General features: G+C 37.2%; 28 protein-coding genes. 20 read left to right on the forward strand and 8 right to left on the reverse strand.

Annotated elements, in window-relative coordinates:
- Positions 1-4 precede the first annotated feature (4 nt).
- Positions 5-976, forward strand: coding sequence for a phosphate acetyltransferase (pta, locus tag ACVWY7_RS16280; protein ID WP_000067215.1), 972 nt, complete (start codon positions 5-7; stop codon positions 974-976).
- Positions 977-1,024: 48 nt separating this feature from the next.
- Here the strand turns inward: pta and ACVWY7_RS16285 are convergent, their stop codons facing one another.
- Entirely contained in the window at positions 1,025-1,870 is an 846-nt protein-coding gene (locus ACVWY7_RS16285) for a lipoate--protein ligase family protein (RefSeq protein ID WP_000071929.1), read from the reverse strand.
- 176 nt (positions 1,871-2,046) lie between these two features.
- On the opposite strand from ACVWY7_RS16285, the gene ACVWY7_RS16290 reads away from it, so the two are divergent.
- Entirely contained in the window at positions 2,047-2,637 is a 591-nt protein-coding gene (locus ACVWY7_RS16290; protein ID WP_000756193.1) for a lipoprotein BA_5634 family protein, read from the forward strand.
- A gap of 28 nt (positions 2,638-2,665) precedes the next feature.
- Here ACVWY7_RS16290 and ACVWY7_RS16295 read toward each other — a convergent pair whose 3' ends face one another.
- On the reverse strand, positions 2,666-3,358 hold the full coding sequence (locus tag ACVWY7_RS16295; RefSeq protein WP_000868350.1) for an RsfA family transcriptional regulator: 693 nt from the start codon (positions 3,356-3,358) through the stop codon (positions 2,666-2,668).
- Between the two features lie 285 nt (positions 3,359-3,643).
- Here ACVWY7_RS16295 and ACVWY7_RS16300 point away from each other — a divergent pair, with 285 nt between their 5' ends.
- From ACVWY7_RS16300 to ACVWY7_RS16325, 6 genes are all read left to right on the forward strand, one after another.
- Positions 3,644-3,868: a DUF1450 domain-containing protein gene (locus ACVWY7_RS16300; RefSeq protein WP_000526077.1), complete on the forward strand. Its 225-nt coding sequence runs from the start codon at positions 3,644-3,646 to the stop codon at positions 3,866-3,868.
- A gap of 311 nt (positions 3,869-4,179) precedes the next feature.
- Positions 4,180-5,235 carry a FecCD family ABC transporter permease gene (locus tag ACVWY7_RS16305; protein ID WP_000388281.1) on the forward strand — a complete coding sequence of 352 codons (1,056 nt, stop codon included), beginning with the start codon at positions 4,180-4,182 and terminating at the stop codon, positions 5,233-5,235.
- Complete coding sequence (locus tag ACVWY7_RS16310) at positions 5,232-6,248, forward strand: FecCD family ABC transporter permease (protein ID WP_001260776.1); 1,017 nt, start codon at positions 5,232-5,234, stop codon at positions 6,246-6,248. Before ACVWY7_RS16305 ends, ACVWY7_RS16310 begins: the two co-directional genes overlap by 4 nt.
- Positions 6,249-6,263: 15 nt before the next feature.
- Positions 6,264-7,076 (forward strand): ABC transporter ATP-binding protein, encoded by an 813-nt coding sequence (locus ACVWY7_RS16315; RefSeq protein ID WP_000212060.1) that lies wholly within the window; start codon positions 6,264-6,266, stop codon positions 7,074-7,076.
- A gap of 190 nt (positions 7,077-7,266) precedes the next feature.
- Entirely contained in the window at positions 7,267-8,211 is a 945-nt protein-coding gene (locus tag ACVWY7_RS16320; RefSeq protein WP_000787743.1) for an ABC transporter substrate-binding protein, read from the forward strand.
- 146 nt (positions 8,212-8,357) lie between these two features.
- Positions 8,358-9,662: an HD domain-containing protein gene (locus ACVWY7_RS16325; RefSeq protein WP_000262739.1), complete on the forward strand. Its 1,305-nt coding sequence runs from the start codon at positions 8,358-8,360 to the stop codon at positions 9,660-9,662.
- 39 nt (positions 9,663-9,701) lie between these two features.
- Here ACVWY7_RS16325 and ACVWY7_RS16330 read toward each other — a convergent pair whose 3' ends face one another.
- Positions 9,702-9,887 (reverse strand): 2-hydroxymuconate tautomerase, encoded by a 186-nt coding sequence (locus tag ACVWY7_RS16330; RefSeq protein WP_001147171.1) that lies wholly within the window; start codon positions 9,885-9,887, stop codon positions 9,702-9,704.
- 111 nt (positions 9,888-9,998) lie between these two features.
- Between ACVWY7_RS16330 and ACVWY7_RS16335 the strand changes: the two genes are divergently transcribed.
- Positions 9,999-10,673, forward strand: a complete 675-nt coding sequence (locus tag ACVWY7_RS16335; protein WP_000372461.1) for a site-2 protease family protein — start codon at positions 9,999-10,001, stop codon at positions 10,671-10,673.
- Between the two features lie 25 nt (positions 10,674-10,698).
- On the forward strand, positions 10,699-11,208 hold the full coding sequence (locus tag ACVWY7_RS16340) for a YwhD family protein (protein ID WP_000136678.1): 510 nt from the start codon (positions 10,699-10,701) through the stop codon (positions 11,206-11,208).
- A gap of 181 nt (positions 11,209-11,389) precedes the next feature.
- On the opposite strand, the gene ACVWY7_RS16345 is transcribed toward ACVWY7_RS16340, so the two are convergent.
- Positions 11,390-13,441, reverse strand: coding sequence for a transglycosylase domain-containing protein (locus tag ACVWY7_RS16345; RefSeq protein WP_073524504.1), 2,052 nt, complete (start codon positions 13,439-13,441; stop codon positions 11,390-11,392).
- A 99-nt stretch (positions 13,442-13,540) separates the two neighbouring features.
- Positions 13,541-14,266, reverse strand: coding sequence for a glycerophosphodiester phosphodiesterase (locus ACVWY7_RS16350; protein ID WP_073524503.1), 726 nt, complete (start codon positions 14,264-14,266; stop codon positions 13,541-13,543).
- 152 nt (positions 14,267-14,418) lie between these two features.
- Between ACVWY7_RS16350 and ACVWY7_RS16355 the strand changes: the two genes are divergently transcribed.
- The 4 genes from ACVWY7_RS16355 to speB all read left to right on the forward strand — a co-directional run bounded on the left by ACVWY7_RS16355 (position 14,419) and on the right by speB (position 18,099).
- Positions 14,419-14,826 carry a MerR family transcriptional regulator gene (locus tag ACVWY7_RS16355; RefSeq protein ID WP_000276566.1) on the forward strand — a complete coding sequence of 136 codons (408 nt, stop codon included), beginning with the start codon at positions 14,419-14,421 and terminating at the stop codon, positions 14,824-14,826.
- Positions 14,827-14,831: 5 nt separating this feature from the next.
- Positions 14,832-15,995 (forward strand): MFS transporter, encoded by a 1,164-nt coding sequence (locus ACVWY7_RS16360; RefSeq protein WP_105989400.1) that lies wholly within the window; start codon positions 14,832-14,834, stop codon positions 15,993-15,995.
- A gap of 186 nt (positions 15,996-16,181) precedes the next feature.
- The gene (gene speE / locus ACVWY7_RS16365; RefSeq protein ID WP_000424696.1) at positions 16,182-17,009 is read left to right on the forward strand and encodes a polyamine aminopropyltransferase; all 828 of its coding nucleotides are present in this window, start codon (positions 16,182-16,184) and stop codon (positions 17,007-17,009) included.
- A gap of 217 nt (positions 17,010-17,226) precedes the next feature.
- Positions 17,227-18,099, forward strand: a complete 873-nt coding sequence (gene speB, locus ACVWY7_RS16370; protein ID WP_001209826.1) for an agmatinase — start codon at positions 17,227-17,229, stop codon at positions 18,097-18,099.
- A gap of 568 nt (positions 18,100-18,667) precedes the next feature.
- Here speB and ACVWY7_RS16375 read toward each other — a convergent pair.
- A complete protein-coding gene (locus ACVWY7_RS16375; RefSeq protein WP_105989397.1) occupies positions 18,668-19,705 on the reverse strand; it encodes a PTS sugar transporter subunit IIC in 1,038 nt (345 codons plus the stop codon).
- Between the two features lie 234 nt (positions 19,706-19,939).
- Between ACVWY7_RS16375 and ACVWY7_RS16380 the strand changes: the two genes are divergently transcribed.
- Complete coding sequence (locus ACVWY7_RS16380; RefSeq protein WP_000779936.1) at positions 19,940-20,302, forward strand: YxeA family protein; 363 nt, start codon at positions 19,940-19,942, stop codon at positions 20,300-20,302.
- Positions 20,303-20,327: 25 nt separating this feature from the next.
- Here ACVWY7_RS16380 and ACVWY7_RS16385 read toward each other — a convergent pair whose 3' ends face one another.
- Positions 20,328-21,314 (reverse strand): S66 family peptidase, encoded by a 987-nt coding sequence (locus ACVWY7_RS16385; protein WP_105989396.1) that lies wholly within the window; start codon positions 21,312-21,314, stop codon positions 20,328-20,330.
- Positions 21,315-21,516: 202 nt separating this feature from the next.
- Here ACVWY7_RS16385 and ACVWY7_RS16390 point away from each other — a divergent pair, with 202 nt between their 5' ends.
- The 5 genes from ACVWY7_RS16390 (at position 21,517) to ACVWY7_RS16410 (ending at position 25,430) form a co-directional block, all read left to right on the forward strand.
- Positions 21,517-21,954 carry a DUF1934 domain-containing protein gene (locus ACVWY7_RS16390; protein WP_000414867.1) on the forward strand — a complete coding sequence of 146 codons (438 nt, stop codon included), beginning with the start codon at positions 21,517-21,519 and terminating at the stop codon, positions 21,952-21,954.
- Positions 21,954-23,624 (forward strand): arginine--tRNA ligase, encoded by a 1,671-nt coding sequence (argS, locus tag ACVWY7_RS16395; RefSeq protein WP_001086456.1) that lies wholly within the window; start codon positions 21,954-21,956, stop codon positions 23,622-23,624. Before ACVWY7_RS16390 ends, argS begins: the two co-directional genes overlap by 1 nt.
- 322 nt (positions 23,625-23,946) lie before the next feature.
- A complete protein-coding gene (locus ACVWY7_RS16400; protein WP_105989395.1) occupies positions 23,947-24,474 on the forward strand; it encodes an RNA polymerase sigma factor in 528 nt (175 codons plus the stop codon).
- Positions 24,461-24,775, forward strand: a complete 315-nt coding sequence (locus ACVWY7_RS16405; RefSeq protein ID WP_000656688.1) for a hypothetical protein — start codon at positions 24,461-24,463, stop codon at positions 24,773-24,775. Before ACVWY7_RS16400 ends, ACVWY7_RS16405 begins: the two co-directional genes overlap by 14 nt.
- Positions 24,759-25,430, forward strand: coding sequence for a hypothetical protein (locus ACVWY7_RS16410; RefSeq protein ID WP_000657185.1), 672 nt, complete (start codon positions 24,759-24,761; stop codon positions 25,428-25,430). The genes ACVWY7_RS16405 and ACVWY7_RS16410 overlap by 17 nt, the downstream gene beginning before the upstream one ends.
- A gap of 25 nt (positions 25,431-25,455) precedes the next feature.
- Here ACVWY7_RS16410 and ACVWY7_RS16415 read toward each other — a convergent pair whose 3' ends face one another.
- Positions 25,456-25,830 carry a hypothetical protein gene (locus ACVWY7_RS16415; protein WP_062922110.1) on the reverse strand — a complete coding sequence of 125 codons (375 nt, stop codon included), beginning with the start codon at positions 25,828-25,830 and terminating at the stop codon, positions 25,456-25,458.
- Between the last annotated feature and the right edge of the window lie 35 nt (positions 25,831-25,865).

Here is a 25,865-nt window from a genome sequence, read left to right on the forward strand (position 1 = left end):
ATTCGTGAGCAACTTATTTACAACAGTAAAAGAAAAAGTTCAAGGAAAAGGCATTTCTATCGTACTTCCTGAAGGAACTGATGAAAGAATTTTAGGCGCTGCAGAGCGTTTAGCAAAAGAAGAGTTAGTAAAACCAATCTTAGTTGGTAATAAAGAAGAAATTAGCGCAAAAGCTGCTAGCATGAATTTAACATTAGCAGGCGTTGATATTTACGATCCAGCTACATACGAAGAAATGGATGCAATGGTAGCATCTTTCGTTGAACGCCGTAAAGGTAAAGCAACAGAAGAAGACGCTCGCAAAATCCTTAAAGACGAAAATTACTTCGGTACAATGCTTGTATACATGGGCAAAGCACACGGTTTAGTAAGCGGTGCAGCTCACTCTACAGCTGATACAGTTCGTCCAGCACTTCAAATTATTAAAACAAAACCAGGTGTTACAAAAACTTCTGGCGTATTCATCATGGTACGTGAAGAAGAGAAATATGTATTCGCTGATTGCGCAATTAACATTGCACCAAATAGCCAAGATTTAGCTGAAATTGGTATCGAGAGTGCGAAAACTGCTGAACTATTCGGTATTGACCCACGCGTTGCTATGTTAAGCTTCTCTACAAAAGGTTCTGCGAAATCTCCAGAAACAGAAAAAGTTGTAGAAGCAACTCGCATTGCAAAAGAAATGGCTCCAGAATTAACTTTAGATGGAGAATTCCAATTCGATGCAGCATTCGTACCATCTGTAGCTGAGAAAAAAGCTCCAGGTTCTACAATTAAAGGTGATGCTAACGTATTCGTATTCCCAAGCTTAGAAGCTGGTAATATCGGTTACAAAATCGCTCAACGTTTAGGTAACTTCGAAGCAGTAGGACCAATCTTACAAGGTTTAAACATGCCTGTAAACGACCTATCTCGTGGATGTAACGAAGAAGAAGTGTACAAGTTAGCTTTAATTACAGCAGCTCAAGCGCTTTAATTTTATAATGAATTGAAATAAAGACCGTCGCTATTATAGCGACGGTCTTTATTTTTCTAAGCCAAGTGCTTTATTGTTACGATCAATAATACGCTGTAAATTTGTCTCATATAAAGGTATTTCATCTATTGTTAATTGAGATGGTGTTAACTTTGGAGCGAATTGTTGCAATGTTTTTAAAAGGCGCATCATTAAGTCTTGTACTGTAATGGTTTCATCAAGTAATTCTGAAAGTGAAGCCATCGTACTCGGCACAATTTCAGGATACGTAAAGCGTGTTTCTTCTCCTTGGATTGCTAGATTATAAAAATCACGAACGAGTGCGGCACGCTCAGAGCCACTTCCTGTAGCACAAAGATAAATTTGGACAGCGACACCACCGCGAATACGGCGCTGTGAAATGCCAGCAAATTTTTGATCGCGAATACTTAAATCGTAGCTACCAGGACAGTAAGAACCAACAATTTCCTTTGCCTCGATCGTAACGTCGTAATCTTTTAGCATCTCCTGAATTAAATGCCACATCGTATCGTATCCAAGATCAATATCAATACCTTTTTCTGTTTCTTGGAATAAAAGTGATACGTTTAACACACCTTCATCAAGTACGACTGCAAGCCCGCCAGAATTACGAACGATAACATTGAAGTTGTTTTCTTTTAAAAAGGAAATACCTTCTTCTAAGTGTGGTAGGCGTGAATCTTGAATGCCAAGAACAATTGTATTGTGATGAACCCAAGAGCGCATTGTTGCAGCTGATTCGCCCTTTCCAATGCTTGTGCATAATGTATCATCCATTGCGAATGATTGAAGTGCATGGAATGTTGGTCCTAAACTAGACTGATCTACAATACGCCACTCTGGCTGAGATAAAATGGAACGGGAATTGCTCATATAACTAACCCCTTATCTTTAAAATGACAACCTCTATTATAGCAAAAAATAATGAAAGTAGTTTTTAAGAGGAAACCTTACTGAATTGTAAGGTTGTTGTAAGGAAAGTGAATTGGTTAAATGATCTACGATGGCTAAACTAAGAGATGTAATTATTGATTTTAGGAGGCATACAAATGAAAAAAGTGAAATTAGGAATCGTAGCGATTATGTCAGCTGCTGTATTTAGTGGTTGTTCTATTATGGATATGATTGCACCGCAAGCAACGGGTGTTGTTATGTACGGAGATGAAACAGGCGTTCAACAAACAATGGATCAATATAAAGATAAAATTGAATCTCAAAATAAATTTGAAGCCAAACTAGGTACTGTTAATGAGAAAAAGGTTTTAATCATGAATAAAACAACGGCTGAGAAGATGGTAAAGGAAAACATGCTGAAAAAAGTAGTGAAAGAAGATGTAGAACCTATTAAAGCATTGCCGGCTATTTCTGATGAAGCTGGAATCCTATTTGCTAAAGAGGAACAAAAAGATGTGGTAATCGATGGAAAGAAAATGAAGTACGAAGGTAATGTAGTAATTGGTGATGCGCGTAAATATACAGATATGTATGCAGTTGTTAGTGATGCAGAATATGCAAAAATAAGTGAACCGGTAAAAACAATTGGTTTAGCATCTTTTAAAGAGAATCCAAAGGAAAAGATTTTCCCAGATATAAAGAGGGGTTCTAAAGTAGAAGAAGCACATATGGTTGAAGTGAAATAACAAAAAGGATGCATGTAATGCATCCTTTTTACTCTGCAATTTTTTCTAAATTACCGTTTCGATCCATTCGGAAAGATGTTTGAGAACGCTCTTCGTCATCCATGACTGCTAACTTACGAGCTCGGTTCATAATGTTCATAAGTGTTTCGTAATCTTCTTGTACAGTATGAGATTGCTTTTCTAATTTTTCTAGTTTCTTTTCTAATTCTTCATTTCGAAGGATTTGTGCTTTCATTTCTTGTTTCAATCTCGTATTCTCGTTTTCAAGAGCTGTCACTTTTATATTTGAAGATCCGACTGTTTGTAAGAAATAAATAACATCTTGCATTGTCATAGAGCCTTTTGCAGCAGGTACGGTAGATTCTTGATATGGAATAGCTTCTTTATATTGTACAGTTGTTTCTTCTTGAACTAATTCATCATAATCCGTTAGTGCTCCAGAAGCTGGTGGTGTATAAAGTAAACGTTTTTTCGCTTGTTCACCACTTGCAGCACGCATTTTATCTTTACGATGTTTTTTTGCTAGTTGAAGAGCTTGTTCATAGCTATAGCGAACAACAGCATTCCAACGGAAACCACAGGCAGCCGATGTACGATTTAACTTGTCTCCTACTTCTTCAAATGCATTTAATTGAGTACTTCCTTCTCGAACGTGACGAAGTACAGTTTCAGCGAGTAATAAATCATCCTCATCCGTCCAAGCATCTTGTCTTACTTTCATAGATTCAACTCCCTTTCTTTTTATGAACTTCCTATTTTTATAATGGGCAAAAAAATGAGCTTTTATACAAAGCTTTTAAAAATATGGTAGATTTCGATGAAAGGTATAAATTTTGCCAAGAATGACGGAATCTTCTGTAGGAGAACATATAAATATGTAACATTAATATGAAGAAAGAGCGTCGCAAGGAAACTTGCAACGAGCTTCAAAGAGCGGTAAAATACCATTTAGTGTTTATTTTTAAATGTACTTGAGAAAAGTTTAAAATAGAGGAAGTGTTATATGATGGGAAACGAATTTCGTGTGTGCGATGATTGCCAGGCAACGAATGTTAAAACGTTGATTCCAAAGCTAAAAAAAGTAGATTCATGTGCAACGATTGAAGTTGGATGTCAGTCTTACTGTGGTCCTGGCCGTAAAAAATCATTCGCATTTGTAAATAATCGTCCAGTTGCGGCGCCAACAGAAGACGAATTAATTGTAAAAATTGAAGCAAAGTTAAATAAGTAAGGAAAAGAAGAGTGAACAGATTACTCTTCTTTTTTTATGCCCATAAGAGGAAGGATTTATTCTGAGAAAGCTTAGCTGGTGATGATAATAGTTACTGACAGAGGAGCGGTATCTATTCATTAACGTCTCGACCTATATGAATTTGTATTTCAAAATAATAGTTGACAGTCTTTGGAAGCGATAGGTAGAATAGAAGGTGTCTGATTCTGAGAATCATTATCAGAGAAAATAATTCATCTAATTTTTTTATTGCTATTTGAGAATAAATTTCATTTCATTAAATATATGTTGTTGGTTAGGATGGTTGAGGGATGGAAGCGAGCGCAAGGAGTATAGAACAGCAAGATGTGAATGTTAAAGAGATTAAGAGCAGGCCGCTCATTGCTTCTATTATTTTAGTAGCAGGTACAGTTTTGTTAGCTTTAAGCATGGCATTGTCTATTTCGTTTGGTGCTGCTGATATTAGTTTAAAGACGGTATGGCAAGCTGTGTTTCAGTTTGATGGATCGTTGACGCATCATAACGTAATTCAAGAACTTCGCATGCCTAGAGCAATAGGGGGCGTAGTAGCAGGTGCCTTTTTAGCGGTATCAGGGGCAATTATGCAAGGGATGACGCGAAATCCACTTGCTTCTCCATCGTTAATGGGTATTACAGATGGGGCTGTATTTGGAATTGCAATTATGTATGCATTCTTCCCTAATTCACCTTATTTAATGTTCGTTATCGCATCTTTTATTGGTGCAGCGTTTGGAGCGAGCATTGTATATGGGATTGGGTCTTCTTCACCAGGTGGATTAACACCTGTGAAATTAGCTTTAGCAGGTGCAGCGATTAGTGCTTTATTAGGGGCTATTTCATCTGGAATTGCACTGTATTTCAATCTTGCCCAAGAGGTGAGTATGTGGAATGCGGGCGGAGTTGCTGGAGTGAAATGGGAAAGCATCAATATGCTAGTGCCAATCGGTCTAGTTTGTCTCTTTATCGCGATTATGATGTCGAGGTATATTACGATTTTGAGCTTCGGTGAAGAGATTGCGATTGGACTTGGTCAAAATACGACATTAATTAAATTTATCGGAACAGTACTTGTTCTTGTGTTAACTGGTTCTGCAGTTTCTATGGCAGGATCGGTTGGATTTGTTGGTCTTGTAATCCCGCATATGACTCGTTTCCTTGTAGGCTCAGACTATAGATGGGTTATCCCGTGTTCTGCAGTTTTAGGTGGGCTGTTAATTGAATGTGCAGATATGTTATCTCGCGTTATTAATCCGCCGTTTGAAACGCCAATTGGAGCAATTACAGCGCTAATTGGAGTTCCATTCTTCCTCTACTTAGCACGTAACGAAGGGAGAGGGAAAATGTGAGGACAAGTGTCTTAACAAAAAAGAACGTTTCTGTTTTAACAATTTTAGTAGGATTAATCGTTACAGTATTTTTAGTGAGTTTAAATACAGGGACATTTAAAATCCCGCCAATGGACGTATTAAAGTCATTGGTTGGACTTGGGGCTGAAGATCAGTCTGTTATTTTATTTGAATTTCGTATGCCACGTATGGTTATTGCTATATTAGTTGGATCTGCTTTAGCTATGTCAGGTGCGATTTTGCAAGGGTTATCACGAAATCCACTTGCTGATCCAGGTATTATCGGTATTAACGCAGGAGCAGGATTAACAGTTGTTATATTTGTCTACTTTTTCTTCGGAAAAGTTGGGACTGGTACATTTTTATCTGTATTTATCCTTCCGTTCTTCGCGTTAGTTGGAGCGATATTAGCAGCGGTTATTATTTATTTACTAGCATGGAAAGACGGCGTTTCATCTACTCGATTGATACTTGTGGGTATCGCCGTTGCGGCCGGGTTTGGTGCTGTTAGTTTAATTTTTTCTATGAAGATGACATCTAACGATTTCCGTTTTGCTACGATTTGGTTAGCGGGAAGTCTTTGGGGCACAGATTGGAAGTTCGTGCTAAGTGTCCTTCCGTGGATGGTTATTTTCTTGCCACTAGCTATTAGTAAAGCACACATACTAAATGTAATGAACCTAGGCGACTCTACAGCAGTTGGTCTTGGTGTAAACGTAGAAAAGGAAAGACGTAAATTATTATTTATTGCAGTTTGTTTAGCTGGTGCATCTGTCGCTGTTGCGGGAGGAATTGGATTTATCGGTTTAATGGCTCCCCATTTAGCGAGGCGCCTTGTTGGTGGGAAACATCAAATTATGCTGCCTACAGCTGCACTAATAGGAACGTTTTTACTTTTATTCGCAGACGTAATTTCAAGAAGTGTGTTACCAACTTCAGAAATACCGGTCGGTCTTGTTATTTCTGTAATTGGTGCACCGTATTTTATATACTTACTTATGAGGACAAAGTAAAGGGAGGCTTTTTGTATGGCAACTTTAGCAGTTGATGCGGTATCTGTTGGCTATAATGAAGGGTTAATTATTGATGGATTAACAGTTGAAATTCCGGAAGGGAAAATTACAACAATTATTGGACCAAATGGTTGTGGAAAGTCCACATTATTAAAAACGGCTTCTCGTATTTTGAAAGCAAAAAAAGGTACTGTTTATCTTGACGGAAAAGCAATTGAGAAACAGCCAACGAAAGAAATCGCAAAGAAAATGGCGATTTTACCACAGACTGCAGAAGTGCCAACTGGCCTTACTGTGTTTGAACTCGTTTCATATGGACGCTTTCCTCATCAAAAAGGATTTGGAACGTTGAAGGAAGAGGATTATCGCTACATTCATTGGGCACTTGAAGTGACAGGAATGACAGAATTCGCAAATCGTCCAGCAGAGGCATTATCAGGTGGGCAACGTCAACGCGTATGGATTGCGATGGCTCTTGCACAAGGGACAGAATTACTCGTATTAGATGAACCGACAACGTACTTAGATATGGCTCATCAATTAGAAGTATTAAACTTATTGAAAAAGTTAAATGAAGAAGAAGGTAGAACGATTGTTATGGTTATCCATGACTTAAACCATGCTTCTCGTTTCTCAGATCATATGATTGCATTAAAAGCTGGTAAGTTAATGAAACAAGGAACGCCAGATGAAGTGATGACGAGTGAAACACTTCGTAATGTATTTGAGATTGAGGCTCAAATCGTTCCATGTCCAGTAAACTGTAAACCAATTTGTTTAACATATGATTTAGCGATGATTAGTAATCAATTGCGTAAAAAAGCATAAGTAGAATCCCCCTCGTAAAGAGGGGGACTTCTAATGGACGTTGAGCTTCTTATTAGTAAATAGGAAGTTGAACACCCGTTAGAACGGGACATAAATAACAATTAATAAATATATATTGATTAATTGTTAATATTGTTTCTTATAGTTCACCGTAACTTATAAGAGAAATACAGCTAGAAGGAGTGGGAACATGAAGAATTTTAAAATGGCGTTATTAGCAATGGTACTAGTCGTTACTTCTGTACTATTTGCAGCTTGTTCTAACAAAGAAGAAAAGAAAGCAGATGCGAAGGATGCGAAGACTGAAGAGCGCACTGTACAACATGCAAAAGGGGAAATTAAAATCCCTGCAAATCCAAAGAAAATTGCTGACCTTAGTGGTTCAACAGAAGAATTATTAATCTTTGGTATGAAACCAATTATTACTGCTAATACATCTCAAGAAAAAATTGATGCACATATTGAAAAGAAATTAAAAGACGTAAAACCAGTTGGTTCTGCTTGGGGCGATAAAATTAACATCGAAGCAGTAGCTGCTGCAAAACCAGACTTAATTCTTGTAAACAATCGTCAAGAAAAGATTTATGATCAATTATCTAAAATTGCACCAACAGTTATGTTAAAAACTCCATTAGACCAATGGCGTCCAAAATTCGAAGAAGTAGGTCAAATCTTCGGTAAAGAGAAAGAAACAAAAGAATGGTTCAAACAGTATGATGAAAAAGCAAGCAAATTACATGACAAAATCGTTGCGAAAACTGGCGATGCTAAATTCATGAAAATGGCTGCATATCCAAACGCTTTCCGTGTATACGGTGACTACGGTTACGGTAGCGTAATCTTTAATGATTTAAAATTACCAGCAGTTAAAGGTACACCAACTGATAAACCGTTAGTACAAGTGCAAAAAGAAGCTTTAATCGATTACAACCCAGATTACTTATTCGTATTTACGACTGGTGACGGTTCTCAGCGCCTAAAAGAATTCCAAGAAGAATCAATTTGGAAAAATATGAACGCTGTTAAAAACAACCACGTATTTACAATTAAAAACGAAGAATTAAACAAAGGTTACTTCCCACTAGGTAAAGAAATGATCTTAGATGAAGTTGCTGAGTTCGTTTTAGGGAAATAATATATAGCAAAAAATCACTTTTACTTCGGTAAAGGTGATTTTTTCTTTTTATAAAGGCAATTCATATAGTCTTTCATTTCTTTCTGTTTCCTATTTCGTTTATAATATATAGTAAGAATGCAGTAAAGAAAGGGGGATGTCGGAAAGTGGTATATTTAAACGACAAACTCAGCGAAACAAAAGTGTTTAAAGACCCGGTACATAAATATGTGCATGTGCGCGATCGTGTTATTTGGGATTTAATCGGAACGAAAGAATTTCAACGCTTGCGCCGTATTAAGCAGCTTGGAACGACATTTTTTACATTTCACGGTGCAGAGCATAGTCGCTTTACTCATTCGTTAGGTGTATATGAAATTATTCGTCGTATGATTGATGATGTGTTTGATGGCAGACCGAACTGGAATGCTGAAGATAGATTGTTATGCTTATGTGCGGCATTACTTCATGATGTCGGTCACGGCCCATTTTCTCATTCGTTTGAGAAAGTATTTTCATTAGATCATGAGAAATTTACGCAAAAGATTATCGTTGGAGATACGGAAATTAATCGTGTATTAAGCCGAGTGGATAAGGATTTTCCCCAAAAGGTAGCGGATGTAATCGCAAAAACATCTACTAATAAATTAGCGATTAGCATGATTTCCAGTCAAATTGATGCAGATCGCATGGACTATTTATTAAGGGATGCGTATTTCACTGGCGTAAAGTATGGAAACTTTGATATGGAACGTATACTGCGCGTTATGCGTCCGTACGGAAATCAAGTAGTTATTAAAAATAGTGGTATGCATGCTGTTGAACATTATATTATGAGTCGTTATCAAATGTACTGGCAAGTATATTTCCATCCAGTAACACGCAGTGCTGAAGTTATTTTAACGAAGATTTTACATCGTGCGAAATCATTGCACGAGAAGTACTATACATTTAAAAATCATCCGGTTCATTTCTATTCTTTATTTGAAGAAGAAGTAACAGTAGAGGATTATTTAAAGTTAGACGAGAACGTTATGTATTATTACTTCCAAGTATGGCAAGACGAAGAGGATCCAATTTTAAGTGATTTATGCCGTCGTTTTATGAATCGAAACCTATTTAAATATGTAGAGTTTACAGATAAGCATGGTTTAGATAATTGGATGGAATTAAGTAGCTTATTCAAAAAGATTGGACTTGATCCCGAATATTATTTAGTAGTTGATTCAACATCAGATTTACCGTACGACTTTTACCGTGCTGGTGAAGAAGAAGAACGTTTGCCAATCTTGCTTCTTATGCCAAATGGAGAGCTTAGAGAGCTTTCACGTGAATCGGATATTGTTGAGGCGATTACTGGTAAGAAGAGAAGGGACCAAAAATTATTCTATCCACATGATTTAATCTATGAAGATGGAAGAAAAGGAAAATATAAAGAGAGAATCATCGAGTTACTCGAAGGAAAAAAATAAGAAGCAGCTAAGAGCTGCTTCTTATGAAAGAACTTGAAATTATTTGTCGCTTAAGCGTTTTCCGCCAACTGCATAATGGTTTTTAGACATTTCTTCGATGAAAACAACGATGTTTTCTTCAGGAGCACCAGTTGTTTCGCTTACTGCTGCTGTTACTTTCTCAGCAAGAGCTTTCTTTTGTTCCTCTGTGCGTCCTTCTAGCATTTTCACTGTTACGTATGGCATATATAATCGCTCCCTTTATGTAAGTTACACTCTTATTATAGCGGATTATGGGGAAGAACAATCAAAAAACAAATAATTTCTTTTTTTGACATATTGAAGAGGAGATGAAGCATGGATCAGTTATTTAGATACCCGTTGCACCAAATTCCTTTGGTAGCAATGGCCATTATTATTGCGTTATCTGTGCATGAATTTGCGCATGCATATGTTGCATATAAATTTGGAGACGATACTGCAAAGCGGCAAGGTCGCTTAACTTTATCACCGATGGCTCACTTAGACCCTATCGGGATGATTGCTGTATTAATTCTTGGTTTCGGTTGGGCAAGACCAGTTCCTGTTAACCCGTACAATTTTAAAAGACCACGTCTTGCTGGTATATTAGTTTCAATTGCAGGACCAATTAGTAACTTAATTTTAAGTGCAATTGGTTTAATTATTTGGTATAGCTTATTAACATTTGGTGTATTAGACTCAATTCCATTTGCAGTAGCAGATACGTTAGCTCAATTTTTCCAGATTTTTATTATGTTGAATATCGTTTTACTGGTCTTTAACTTATTACCAATCCCACCACTTGATGGATATCGTGTAGTGGAGGATTTAGCGCCAACAAATATTCGTGCGAAAATGACACAGTATGAAAAATACGGGGCGATTGCATTATTAATTCTTGTTATTACACCGCTTAGCAATTACACAATCCAACCTATTTTTAATGTTGTCATTCCATATGTATTTGCATTTTTAAATAGTATCATTGCGCCTATTTTTGGCCTTTTATAATCATTAAGTGAGGAGGAATTTACATATGACAGAGAAAAAGAAAAAAATCGGTTTTAATATCGTGAAAAATGATTCAACGGATGGACATGGTGGATTTGGTGTTGGGGCATTAAGTCTAGAAAACATTTCACCTGTATTCGTCGATGTACTAGAGAAGACTGCATTCGTTGATATCGGTGCGATGCATGCACGTAGTACAGTGGAAAAAGGTATTAAGTTTTTAACAAATAAAGATGAAGTTCCAAACGGAAAACCATTTTGGCTTGTTTGGGTAACGATTGAAAGAACGGCGACAGGTGCTTATTATGCAGGTGTAACAGCTTGTGAAATGACAGTTGACCGTGAAATTCGTCGCGGATATAAGTCACTTCCAGAGCACGTAAACAAAATGGACAAATCATTGAAGCGTCACATTATGGTTGACCATATGGATGAATCATCTAAAAAAGTACTTGGTACGTTCTTGAAAGAACATAACGAAGCGATTTGGAACGAATCTAGTGAAGAATTGCGCCGTGCATTATTAAGTGAATAAAAGAAAAGGATGTCTCGCTAGTCGATTGTTGACTAGGTGACATCCTTTTTATTTTGGCTTGTTGTATGAAAATATATCGACGATTTTTTTGATATATCGACGATTCGACAAGGAATATCGATTTACCGACAAAGAATGACAATAAAGGCTATTCCACATTTTATTGGAATAGCCTCGTGTGTCACCAAGGAAGATATTTCTTCCACCAACTTGTTTTTTTCTTTTCTTCAGTTGTCTTTTCAAATTCTTCTTTATCATCTACATGATCCATACAATACTCAGTTGGTTCTGTACCTTTTGCAAAATACATTTTCACTGAAATTGGACAATTTTTTGTAGCGATTTTCCCGTTTTCAGGGTTAATATCGACTGCTACGACGTCACTTGGCTGTTTAAACTCTTTTTTAGGTTGTCCATCTAAGCCTTTTTCCATCGTATCGGTCCATATTCTTTTCGCATATCCTTGTTCTGCTACGTTTGAAATTGATTTAGGTTGATCATATCCAACCCATACACCCGTTACGATTTGCGGGGTAAACCCAATCATCCAACTATCTGTTTCAGTAGAACCAGATTTTCCGGCATAGGTTCTGGATAGTTTAGATAACATCGATTGACCAGTTACAGCAGCATAACTACTTAGCTTTTTATTAAACATGCCTGTCATCATTTCTTCCATTACAAATGCTTTGCTTTTGTCGAGAACTTGTTTACTCTCCAAATGAGCATCGTATAATACATTTCCTTCATGATCCATAATGCGGCGAATGAAAGTAGGTTTTACTTCTTTTCCACCATTTGCGAACATGCTATAAGCGTTAACCATTTCAATTGGTTTTACAGGAGATGTACCGAGAGCAAGAGAAGGGACGTCTTTTAATGCACTCTTAATTCCGAATTGCTTCGCTGTTTTTGTAAGAATATCTTCGCCTAAAAATAAATTGGTCTTCACGGCATAGATGTTATCAGAGACTGCAAGAGCCTGCGCCATTGTTACAAAATCGTCTGCATAATAGTCCTTATAGTTTTTCGGTTTATACTTTGAAACACCATCACCTAAAGTGAAAACAGTGTATTCGCTTTTTAAGCGCGTAGCAGGGGTGAATCCTCGTTCTAATGCCGCATAATATAGGAATGGCTTAAACGTAGAACCAGGCTGGCGAGCGGCCTGTGTAGCCCTGTTAAATTGACTCGTATTATAATCAGTTCCACCAACAAGAGCAGCTACTTCACCTGTTTTTGGATTCATAGAGACAAGAGCAGTTTGTATGTTTGTTGTGTCAGGTATGTGGTCTTTTACAGCTTGCTCTGCAACCGATTGTAATTTCGGGTCTAGCGTTGTATAAATACGCAAGCCACCTTTTTGTAACGCTTGCTCATCTAATCCGACATCACGAAGAAGAGAAGCTTGTACAGCATCTTGGAAATAAGGTGCAACCTCTGCCACTTTTTTCGTATCTAATGAGGCGAAGGTTAGTGGCTCCTTCTTCGCTGAAGCTGCTTGTTTCTTCGTAATATAACCTTGCTCTACCATTTCATCTAATATGAGAGATTGTCTTCCTTTCGCACGATCCTCTTTTAAAAAGGGAGAATAGACACTAGGTCCTTTCGGGATACCTGCGAGCATACTAGCCTCCGCTAATGTTAATTCTTTTGCTGTTTTATCGAAATAGAGACGAGACGCAGCTTCAATTCCGTAAGCACCATGCCCGTAATAAATTGTATTTAAATATCCTTCTAAAATATGATTTTTATTATAGTTTACTTCAAGGCGGATTGTGTACATTGCTTCTAATAGTTTACGTTTCCACGTTTTATCATGATCTAAATACAGATTACGTGCGTATTGTTGGGTAATCGTACTAGCACCTTGGACTTTTGCCATCGCTTTTAAATCGGCAACAATGGCACCAGCAATACGCTTCATATCAAAGCCATGATGTTTGTAGAATCGTTGATCTTCGATAGATAGTGTCGCTTCTTTTACATAAGGAGAAATTTCATTGAGAGATACATTGTAGCGTTTTTGCATTTCATTACTTTGTCCTATAACAGTGTCATCATTAGCGTAAAAGACACTTGTTTGCGGGACAGCAACAGGAGGAGGTCCCATAATTTTTGCAACTATAATAATAACAAAAAAGGAAAAAACGAAAAAAAGAACAGAAGAAAACATTACGGTGAAGAAAAGACGTTTATATTTTTTAAGTTTCGGATTCATAGTTTGATCCATCTTTTTCAGCCCCTCATTCATACAAACATTATTGTATTAGTATTGAGGGTTTTCGGTTATTTTAAACAATGAAATTTTGAAAACAAAAAGCTCCTTCAATTAAGAAAGGAGCTCAAAGGCACGTGCTGGCCAATCGGTAATAATGACATCTACGCCATAATCCATCATAGTTTGTAAATCTTTGTATTCGTTAATGGTATAAGGGCGGAAAACGTACCCTTGTTTTTGCGCGAGTTGAACAAATTCCTTTGTTAGTAGTTGAAAGTTTGGATGTAAACCAGTTGCTTCTCTAGTTTTTGCTTCAGCGATAGGATCAGCAAGAGGTGTGTCATATAAAATTGCTCTTGGGATTTCAGGAGCTATTTCTGCTAATAATGAAACAGAGTCGTGATTAAATGAAGAGAATACAATTTGATTCGACAGATGGTATTCTCGAACGAGAGCAACAGCTTTTTCTTCAATATTTGGATAGTGAATCACGTCGGTTTTTAATTCAATATTGAGTTGTAAGCTTGTTGTAGATAGCCAAATAAATACTTCTCGTAACGTCGGAATTTTTGCTTCATGGAAAGAAGGGTTTTTATGACTACCAGCATCTAAAGCTTGTAACTCCTCTACTGTTTTTTCAGAAACAAGTCCTATGCCATTTGTTGTACGATCGACTGTTTCATCGTGAATTACGACAAGTTCACCATCTTTTGATAGGTGGACATCAAGCTCAATTCCATGAGCACCAATGCGTTCAGCTTCTTGGAAGGCGATCATCGTATTTTCGGGATGTGTTCCTTTTACGCCGCGGTGGGCGAAAATAAGTGGTTTATTCATACAGCAATCTCCTTATTATCTCTTTTCTTTCATTATGAAACTGCCTTTAGAAAAATACAATTGAATAGGATAAACATTTACAAAAGTCTAACAGTTGCACAAAAGTTAACGTTAACGTAAAATGTAATAATTGAGTGAAGGGAGGAATAAATATGTATAAGATTGATGAAGTTACAAAGCAAGTTGGTTTAACAAAACGTACACTTCGTTATTATGAGGAAATTGGTTTAATTCATCCTCCAGAACGTAGTGAGGGGAACATCCGTCTGTATACAGATGAAGATATCGCAAGGATTAAAAGGATTGTAGAAGCGAAAGAAGTACTAGGAATTACGCTACAAGAAATGCAGCATTTCTTATCGTTAAAAGAAAGAATGGAACAGAGAAGAAATAGCGAGAATCCTCGTGATCGTGAAGTGATTCAAGAAATTAAAGAGATGCTTGAAAAACAAGTGCAAACGCTAGACGAGAAAATGGAGCAAATGCAGCGTGTGAAGGCCGAACTTGAGGATAGCTTACATCGTGCAGTGACATTTTTAGAGAATACAAAAGGAGAGTAATCAAAATGGAGAGCAAACAAAAACTAGGGAGATTGATTACAGTGTTGGCTACTTTCCTTGCCTTTTCAGGTATAGGAGTAGTGGACCCAATTTTGCCGATTATTGCTGAAAAGATTGGTGCATCGCATTGGCAAGTAGAGATGTTGTTTACAGCATATATTTTAACGATGGCAATTATGATGTTACCAGCCGGTATATTTGCATCAAGATTTGGTGATAAACGAATGATGACAATCGGTCTTGCAATCGTAACTATATTTGCGTTTATATGCGGTATATCGCAAACGATTGCTCAATTATCTCTTTTCCGTGCTGGATGGGGATTAGGAAATGCGATGTTCTTCGCAACGGCGATGACTTTATTGATTGCATTAAGTAAAGAAGTTCATGAAGCAGTAGGATTATATGAAGCAGCTATCGGCTTAGGTATGGCGGGCGGACCGTTATTAGGCGGGATATTAGGTGGACATTCTTGGCGGTATCCATTTTTCGCAACGAGTATTTTAATTTTCTTAGCATTTATTTTAGTTTTCTTTTTTGTGAAAGAACCAGAGCGAAAAGTGAAGCGTAAAGCGGCAGGCGTAGGAGAATTACTTAACCTGGTGAAATATAAACCGTTTATGCAAGGTGCGATTTCAGGAATGTTATACTACTACGGATTTTTCGTTGTGTTAGCATATTCACCACTTATTATGCATTTATCAGCTATTCAATTAGGCTTTGTATTTTGCGGATGGGGACTCGCGTTAGCTTACGGTTCTGCAATTTTAGCACATAAGCTAGAAGGGAAATATGAGCCGAAAGCATTATTGAAAGCCAGTTTACTCATATTTGCGATTTTCTTAATTGCATTATTCTTTGTGAAAGTTATGTGGTTACAAATTGTATTAATTGTTCTATCAGGATTAGCATCTGGATTAAATAATGCATTATTTACAAGTTATGTAATGGATATTTCACCTTATGAAAGATCTGTTACGTCAGGTGTTTATAACTTCGTTCGTTGGTTAGGGGGCGCAATTGCTCCGATTTTATCAGGAATTATCGGTCATACTGTTTCACCACAAAGTCCGTTTTTAGTAGGCGGAATTGTGGTGTTAGTTGGTTGTATTATGATCCTAATTCCAATTCGTAAACCAGTAGAAATAGAGACAAAAGCCCTTTCTTAAGAAAGGGTTTTCTTTCCTTTTACGGTGCAAATCCTTTCTGCACATATGTTAGAACCCTCTGACTAAAATATATTTTCGGTATTTTTGTACTTTTAACTATACATTTTGGATGTTTTGTTTTATTTTTGTTAGGGGACATTAATGATGTCCCTATTATAAATTTGCATTGAAAGGCGTGATTGTACGATGGAACTATGGTTCACTGAAAAACAAACAAAACATTTTGGGATTACGGCGCGTATTAACCGCACATTACATACGGAGCAAACAGAATTCCAAAAACTTGATATGGTTGAAACGGAAGAGTTCGGAAACATGCTTATTTTAGATGGCATGGTTATGACGACAGAAAAAGATGAGTTCGTTTACCATGAAATGGTAGCGCACGTACCTTTATTTACACATCCAAACCCTGAAAACGTATTAGTTGTTGGTGGCGGTGATGGCGGTGTTATCCGTGAAGTGTTAAAACACCCAAGCGTAAAGAAAGCAACTCTTGTTGAAATCGATGGAAAAGTAATTGAGTACTCTAAACAATACTTACCATCAATTGCAGGTGCATTAGATAATGAGCGTGTAGAAGTGAAAGTAGGAGACGGTTTCCTACATATCGCAGAAAGCGAAAATGAATATGACGTAATTATGGTAGATTCTACAGAGCCAGTAGGACCAGCAGTAAACCTATTTACAAAAGGCTTCTACGCTGGAATTTCAAAAGCGTTAAAAGAAGATGGTATTTTCGTTGCACAAACGGACAACCCTTGGTTCACACCAGAACTAATTACAACTGTGTTTAAAGACGTAAAAGAGATCTTCCCAATTACTCGTTTATACACAGCAAACATTCCAACTTACCCAAGTGGTCTTTGGACGTTCACAATTGGATCTAAAAAACATGATCCATTAGAGGTAAGTGAAGAGCGTTTCCACGAAATCGAAACGAAATACTACACAAAAGAATTACACAATGCAGCATTCGCATTACCGAAATTTGTTGGCGATCTAATTAAGTAAGAGAATCGCACGGAACAAATAAAGTGTAAGTAGCTCATTTAAGGTGTTTGTCCAGAAGACTTGAACATGCTAGCTATTTACACTTCTGTAAAGAAAATTGTCTTCTTTTTATGAAACAGAAGACCCGGTAAATCGAGAAAGAGGAGCAACTCGCTCCAAATTTGAGAAATAATGAAAGGTTGGGATACCTTAAGTTCCACATAAGGAGGAAAAGAATATGCGTTTTGATGAAGCTTATTCAGGTAAAGTATTTATTAAAAGTCATCCAAGTTTTGAAGAGTCAGAGGTAGTTATTTACGGAATGCCTATGGATTGGACAGTAAGTTACCGTCCAGGATCTCGCTTTGGCCCTGCACGTATTCGTGAAGTATCAATCGGTCTTGAAGAATATAGTCCGTATTTAGATCGTGAACTAGAAGAGGTAAAATATTTTGATGCGGGTGATATCCCATTACCATTCGGAAATGCACAACGCAGCTTAGACATGATTGAAGAATATGTATCAAAACTTTTAGATGCCGGTAAGTTTCCACTAGGTCTCGGCGGTGAGCACCTAGTGTCTTGGCCAATTTTTAAGGCAATGGCAAAAAAATATCCGGATTTAGCAATCATCCATATGGATGCTCATACTGATTTACGTGAATCGTATGAAGGGGAGCCTTTATCCCACTCTACACCTATTCGTAAAGTGTGTGATTTAATTGGTCCGGAAAACGTATATTCTTTCGGAATTCGTTCTGGAATGAAGGAAGAATTTGAATGGGCGAAAGAAGTAGGTATGAACTTATACAAATTTGACGTATTAGAACCGTTAAAAGAAGTATTACCGAAACTTGAGGGACGCCCAGTCTATGTCACAATCGACATTGATGTATTAGACCCAGCTCACGCTCCAGGAACAGGAACGTTAGAAGCTGGTGGTATCACATCTAAAGAATTATTAGATTCCATCGTAGCAATTGCAAATTCAAATATAAATGTAGTTGGAGCAGACTTAGTAGAGGTAGCTCCTGTCTACGACCATAGTGATCAAACACCAGTCGCAGCAAGCAAATTCGTGCGGGAAATGCTGCTCGGTTGGGTAAAGTAAAAGCGGAATCGGCTCGCCCAGAATGTGAGGGGGATGGAGCTTCAGACATAGAGGTGTTTTTTGCCTCGAAGGAAGAAGCGAAGCCACCGATCATTCTAGCCGATGCAGCTAGATAAAATAAAAGTGAAGCCGACTGTTTAGACCCGGTGGCTAAGGTTCTTTCCTGCAAAAGGTGCTTTTTACCTTTTGGCAGGGAAGGTTCTTAGACGCAAGGGTCTAGGAGGCATAACTGGATAGTAATAAAAGCGGAGGCAGCTCGCTCAGAATCGCAGGTCATTGGAACGCTCGACCGAGAGTGTGAAATGGCCGGAGATTCTAGCCGCTGTAGCTGGATAAAATAAGAGTCTCCTATATGATTAGGGGGCTCTTATTTTGTCGTTATGTGTCGGTAAGTCGATATATTTAAAAAATCGCCGATATAATTCGAGTTACGCTGATATATTTAAAAAATCGCTGATATAATTCGAGTTGCGCCGATATATTTAAAAAATCGCTGATATAATTTTATTTACTGTCACGCAACACACAAAAAAGAGCTATTCTCAAACGATGAGAATAGCTCTTTTTCTTATGCAACCTTCTTTTCTGAAGAAATGCCGCGAATTTCATCAGCAGAACGAATTGGGTATTTACGGAACAAGACTGATCCGATGTACCCAACAATCGTGGTAACGATTCCACATAATACGGCGGCAATCGTTACTTTTACAACGTCATTAAATCCGAATAAGACAAGAAGTCCTGGGATTGGTGATGCTGTTCCTGGTGCATTATTAACGAGCTGGAACAGAGATGTAATAATACCAGCAAGTGCACCGCCAACGAAGTTTGTTGCATAAATTGGAATTGGATTTGCTGAAACAACATCGGCTTGTGTTAAAGGCTCGATTGCTACAGCGATTGTGTCTTTCTTTGAGCAAATTTTTAGTCGCTTAAAGAAAATAAAGTTCATTGGGGCTGAAGCTGCTACGGCAAGACTACCAATTGCCATTGGTAAACCTGTTAATCCGAGCATTGCAGTTAGTGCCATAGAACTCAGTGGAGAGGTAGAAATAACTGTGATTAATCCACCAAGCATAATGCCCATAATGATAGGACTTTCTGTAGTTGCAACTGAAATCATAGAACCGATTTTACCGAGCGTTGCGTTTACGAGCGGATCCATAAGCATTGCCATTCCGCGTGAGATTGGTGCAGCAATAAATAAAATTGCTAAAAACTCTACACCAGCTGGTAATTTCTTTTCAAGAAATTTCACGACGAAAGCGCAAACGTATCCAGCGAAAAATCCTGGTAAAATACCGAATCCACTAGTAGCGATACCAATTAAAACAGCATATACGGGTGAAACACCAATTGCTAGTGCGACTAAAATTGCCGCTGCGACACCGCTCATACTACCAGAAGCTTCTCCTACTGATTGTAAAAATTTATTATGAAACATTTCTCCACCAATATAACGGTGAAATGCTTCAATAAGAAAACTTGCGATTGCTGCATTAGCTAAAGCACCCATTGCTTTCATGCCGTAAGGAGCACGGTAACTAAAAAGTGTAAATAGACAAAGTACAACAAGTAATAGTGCTAAACCTTGCAAGATAGCCATTTGAAAACTGTCTCCTTTGATTTTTGTAATAAAAATTTGTATCATTCAATAATAATATAAAAGTTCATGAAACGGAAAAATTTTTTATTGGGAAATTGCCATAAGGTGAAGATGCCTTACAATAATGTAAGGAAAGTGTAAGGTGTTTAGATAGAGTATAGTATGTCATTTTTCGTATAATACAAGTATAGATATATGACTAGGGAAAAAGAAGTGCAAACAGGAGGCTCATGTATGAAATTGGTAATTAAAGTTTTAGTTGTATTCGCCATCATTCTAGGTGGAACAGCGTACTATTTGAACACAAAAACAGAAGGTGTACATGCTTTTGTAGACAACTTCTTTTCAAATAAAGAAATACAAGATTATTATGCGGTTATAGATAAAGGTGAGAAAAAAGACGGAGAATACTTGTATACTTTTAAAGGGTATACAGAAGATGGGAAATTACAGGTTATTAAAAGAATGATGAATCGTGAATTGCATACGGGTGCTTTTATAAAAATTTATGCAAAAGGTATGCAAGGAAAAGGATGGGCCGAAATCCCGAAAGAATCAATTCCGCAAAAAGCGTTGGAAAAAATAGAAAAACGATAAAAGGAGCGACTCATTCGCTCCTTTTTTAGTGCGTTAAAATAGTGATAGATGTCTTTTCTTTACTAGAAATGATTGTTGCACGTCCGCCAATTGGGAAAGTGAAAATCGGGGTTGTATGACCAAAACTTGCGTTTGCAATGATAGGGATATGTGCCAGTTCAGGCTTTGAAGCAATCATTTCTTGAATGTCTTCTATCGTACATTCTGCGCCCTTTTGCATCTTTCCTATAACGATGCCTTTTACATGTTTAAAATCTTGTTGCTGCATAAGAGAGTGTAAATAGCGATCAAAAGTTTTAAGAGTAGATGTTCCAGTTAAACTATCCTCTTCAAGAAATAAAATTTTATCCTTTAAGTTTGGCATATATGATGTACCTTGCAGTAAGTTCAATGTGCTCATATTACCACCGATAATATCTCCCGTAGCTTCTCCTTCGTGAATCGAAACGTATCCTTCATTTTTAATAAATTTTCGATTTTCTTGATCTATATACCAAGAATCATCGCTCCATGTTTCAGATGGCAGGACTTCAATAGGCTTATTAGAAGTTAAGCATTGTAAAAAGTAATCGGTTGTATACTCGAGCCCTTTCTCCATTCCAAATGAAGAGAAATGGGGCCCCGAATATGTAACAAGTCCTGTTTTAGTGTAAATTGCATTATTTAAAGCAGTAATATCTGAATAACCACAGAAAAATTTCGGATTTTCACGAATTAAATCGTAATCGAGATATTTTAATAAGCCATTAGAATTGTATCCGCCAAGTGTCGTCAAAATGGCTTTTACATTGGGATCTCTAAATGCTTCGTGGAGGTCTTGAACGCGTGAAGAAATAGAAGAGGAAGCGAATCGATCTATTTCTTCAGCATGTGTTGAGAATGTAACGTGAAAGCCAAGGTCGGTTAATCTTTTTATAGCAAAATTTCTGTTTTCAATTGAGACAATACTTAAACTACAAGATGGTGAAATAACCCTAATTTCATCACCCTTTTTTAATTTTGTTGGTAGCATCTATTTCACCTCTTTAAATGAAAGAATATTTAGACTTAAAAAATATTTTAGCATATGAAATAAAGTGAAAGTGAATTATTTTTTGAAATGGAGTTTTCCTGATTTTTCAGCAGACAGACAGAGGTTTTTTTTGATATGATAGGAAAAGTGATTTATTATAAGTAGTATTTAATATCTATAACATTTGAAAGGTGTGCAAGACGTGGAGAAACAACTTGCAGGCTTGCCGGTACACGTTCATTTCGTAACAGAAATCCGTGAAGGGGCGAGGAAGGAAACCGTTGCTTTTGAAGCAAATGGTCAATACTATGTAAAAGGTCAAGGTACATATGTAACATTCCAAGAGCCGAACGAACAAGGCGAAGTGAAAACAATTATTAAAATTCAAGATGAACAAGTTCTCATTATGCGTTCAGGTGCTGTTTCGATGCGTCAGACGCATGTGAAAGGTGAATGGACAACTGGTACGTATACGAGTGAACTTGGTACGTTTGCATTGCAAACGAAAACTGATAACGTTCTTTTTAAATGGTCGGATGAAAAGAAAAAAGGACAACTCTTCTTAACGTACGCATTGCTTCTAAGTGAACAAGAAGCTGGCAGATATACAATTACGATTAATTTGAAGGAGGCAAAATAATGAATTCTTTAGAACAAGTAAAAGGATTAATTAAAGAAGAAATTCAAGCTGCTGTATTAAAGGCAGAACTAGCGACAGAAGAACAGATTCCAAACGTAGTATTAGAATCTCCAAAAGATAAAACAAATGGTGACTTCTCTACAAATATGGCAATGCAACTTGCACGCGTTGCGAAAAAAGCACCTCGTATGATTGCAGAAGAATTAGTTGCAAACTTCGATAAAGCAAAAGCTTCTATTGAAAAGATTGAAATCGCAGGTCCTGGTTTCATTAACTTCTACATGGATAATAGCTACTTAACAGACTTAATCCCAACAATCGTTAATGCTGGTGAAGCTTATGGTGAAACGAATACTGGTAAAGGTGAAAAAGTACAAGTTGAGTTCGTATCTGCGAATCCAACAGGTGACCTTCACTTAGGACATGCACGTGGTGCTGCAGTAGGTGACACTTTATGTAATCTATTAGCAAAAGCAGGATACGATGTATCTCGTGAGTACTATATTAATGACGCTGGTAACCAAATTCATAACTTAGCTCTTTCTGTTGAAGCTCGTTATATGCAAGCTTTAGGCTTAGAGAAAGAAATGCCAGAAGACGGATACCATGGTGCGGACATCATTGGAATCGGTAAACGTTTAGCAGAAGAGTTTGGCGACCGTTATGCGAAAGCTGATGAAAAAGAAAGCTATGAATTCTACCGTGAGTACGGTTTAAAATATGAGTTAGCAAAACTTCAAAAAGACTTAGAAAGCTTCCGTGTTAAATTTGATGTATGGTTCTCAGAAACATCATTATACAAAAACGGAAAAATCGATCAAGCTCTTGCTGTATTAAAAGAGCGCGATGAAATCTTTGAAGAAGACGGTGCAACTTGGTTCCGTTCAATGACTTACGGCGATGACAAAAACCGTGTATTAATTAAAAACGACGGTTCTTACACATACTTAACGCCAGATATCGCATATCACCGTGATAAATTAGAGCGTGGTTTCGATAAGTTAATCAACATTTGGGGTGCTGACCACCACGGTTACATTCCTCGTATGAAAGCTGCTATTCAAGCGCTAGGTTACGATAAAGAAACACTTGAAGTAGAAATCATCCAAATGGTACAACTATACCAAAACGGTGAAAAAATGAAGATGAGTAAACGTACAGGTAAAGCAGTTACACTTCGTGAGCTTATGGAAGAAGTAGGCGTGGACGCAATGCGTTACTTCTTCGCAATGCGTAGCGGCGATTCTCATTTAGATTTCGATATGGACTTAGCTGTATCAAAATCTAATGAAAACCCAGTATACTATGCACAATACGCTCATGCTCGTGTATGCAGTATCCTTCGTCAAGGTGAAGAATTAGGATTAGCTACAGGCGGAGACGTGAACTACAAACTTGTTACTTCTGAGAAAGAAGTAGAATTACTGAAAAAACTTGGTGAATTCCCAGCAGTAGTTGCGGATGCAGCACAAAAACGTCTGCCACACCGCATTACAAATTATGCATTTGAATTAGCTGCAACATTACACAGCTTCTACAATGCAGAAAAAGTATTAAACCAAGATAACTTAGAATTAAGTAAAGCTCGTTATGAATTAATGAAAGCAGTACGCACTACGCTTCAAAACGCATTAGCAATCGTAGGAGTATCTGCACCAGAAAAAATGTAATTAAAAAAAGCGGAGCCGACTGTTTAGTCCCGAAGGCAGAGCTGGATATAAAGAAAAGCGGAAGCGGCTCGTTCAGAATAGGAGGGGGATGGAGCTCCTGACAGAGAGGCGTACTTTGCCTCGGAGGAAGGCGCGAAGCCACCGAGTATTCTAGCCGCTGGAGCTGGACAATAAAGAAAAGCGGAAGCGGACTTTCGTTTTTCAGTAAAAGGCAATCACACGATGTTGTGATTGCCTTTTTGTATGGAGATAATAAAAAATAAAATTTTATCAAACAAAAGGATAAGTTGCGTCGTCTTATATAAATGACAGGAGGTTGAAGATGGAAGAAAAGGTAGAAGAATTAATTGATATATATAAGCGGCAAATATATTCCTTATGCTATAAATTAGCGAAGACGAAAGAAGACGCGGAAGATATTTTTCAAGAGACGTGGATAAAAGTTTTTTCATCGCGGCACCAACTTTCTTACGTGGAGAATTATAAAAAGTGGATTACTACGATTTGTGTTCGTACATTTTATGATTTTTATCGCAAAAAGAAAAGGTGGAAAGATCGTGTATTGGATTTATTTCATAAAGAAGATAGTGGAGAAATAGAGTTTGTAGATGATGTGAATATATCAGAAGAATTCATTCAAAAAGTCGAAGCAGAAATGATACGAGAAGTTATACAGTTATTAAACGAAAAATATAAAACAGTGCTCGTACTCTACTATTATGAACAATATTCTTATAAAGAAATGAGTGAAATATTAAATATACCAATTGGTACGGTGAAATACCGCCTTAATTATGCGAAGAAGCAAATGCGAGAACGTTTGGAGGGGTTCGTTCATGAAGGAAGATAAATTTGAACAGAAGATAAAGAGTAGTTTAGCAGAAGAGAGAATTCCAAGCGAAGAGCTGATAGATAACACGAAGCAGGGCGTGCGAAAGGCTCAGAAGTTAGAGAAGAGATGGATGATTTGTATTCACGTTATTTGGATTGTTTTATTAACAGTTGTTATAGCACAATTTGTTACTCATTTAGATAACAAAATTCCAATTATTATAGCAGTTGTTATTATGATGCACGTATACATTCCGATATATGTTGTAATACAGTCATTTTTAAAGAAGGAGTATAAATTACATGAAAGAGTTCGCTAATCCGTTTGTAATATTTGAAGTAGCTGGAGTGACAATGTTTTTAGCTTTTATAGCACTTTTAATATGTGTTGCATCATGGGTATATACAGATGCTAAAGCACATCAAATGAGTAAAGGATGGAGTGTTTTAGCGGTTATATTGCCATTCTTTATCGGGTTTTTATTGTATATGGTAAGAAGAAGTAAAAAGAAAGTTGAAGGAGAATATAAGATGAATTTTGTTAAAAAACAGAAAGTAACATTAGTTGCGATATTGGCAAGTACAATGTTTGTATTACTTAGTGGTTTTACTTTTGCACAAACGTTAGATGATGCGTGGAGAGCAGGAGATATATATTTAGAAAATGAGAAGCAAGGGGAGACAGGTTACGAGGCGAAATTCTCATCATGGGATATTGCCGGTAAAGATATTGAACTTCAGTATGATAAGGATACAGAAGTGACATTTTCTTATGAGACAGATGCAAAACGCGGTAATTTATGCTTTAGTTTGTATGAAAGAAAAGGGGAAGGGATAAAAGAGTTAAAGGAAATTTGTGAATCGAAAAAAGGTACTTTCAAAGCTACATTGAACGCAAATAAAAAATATGTATTAAATATAAGTGGCTTAATGGTGAAAGATGGATTTGTGAAAGTGAATTGGGAAGCAAAATAAAGAGCCTTGAGAAAGGCCCTTTATTTTATTGGATTGTATACGTAACGGAAAAGCTCACAGGACTATAGTAAACGAAAGGTGCATGAAATTGAACGTACATATTTCCATCTGTTTTTGCAGTGAAAATTCGGCCGTAACCATCAGAATAACGTCCAATAAGATTATGATTTGAGTCATAAACACTGTAACTAGGAGTTTTGCTGTTAGGTTGAATTGTTAACTCTTGTCCCTTTTGAAGGAAAATAGGTTCTTGCTCAGAACTACCCCCAGTTTGCAAAGAATAAAACTTTGTAAACTTTTGTTCTTGAGTAGCGGCAGCAACCTTTGTTTCAGTAATAAACGCGGTAGCACCAGTAATTCCTGCTAAAGTTAACGCACCAGCTAAAATCATTTTTTTCATAGTAGAAAATCCTCCTTATTAGTTGTAATCAATAT

Source organism: Bacillus sp. TE9106W (genome assembly GCF_054062215.1).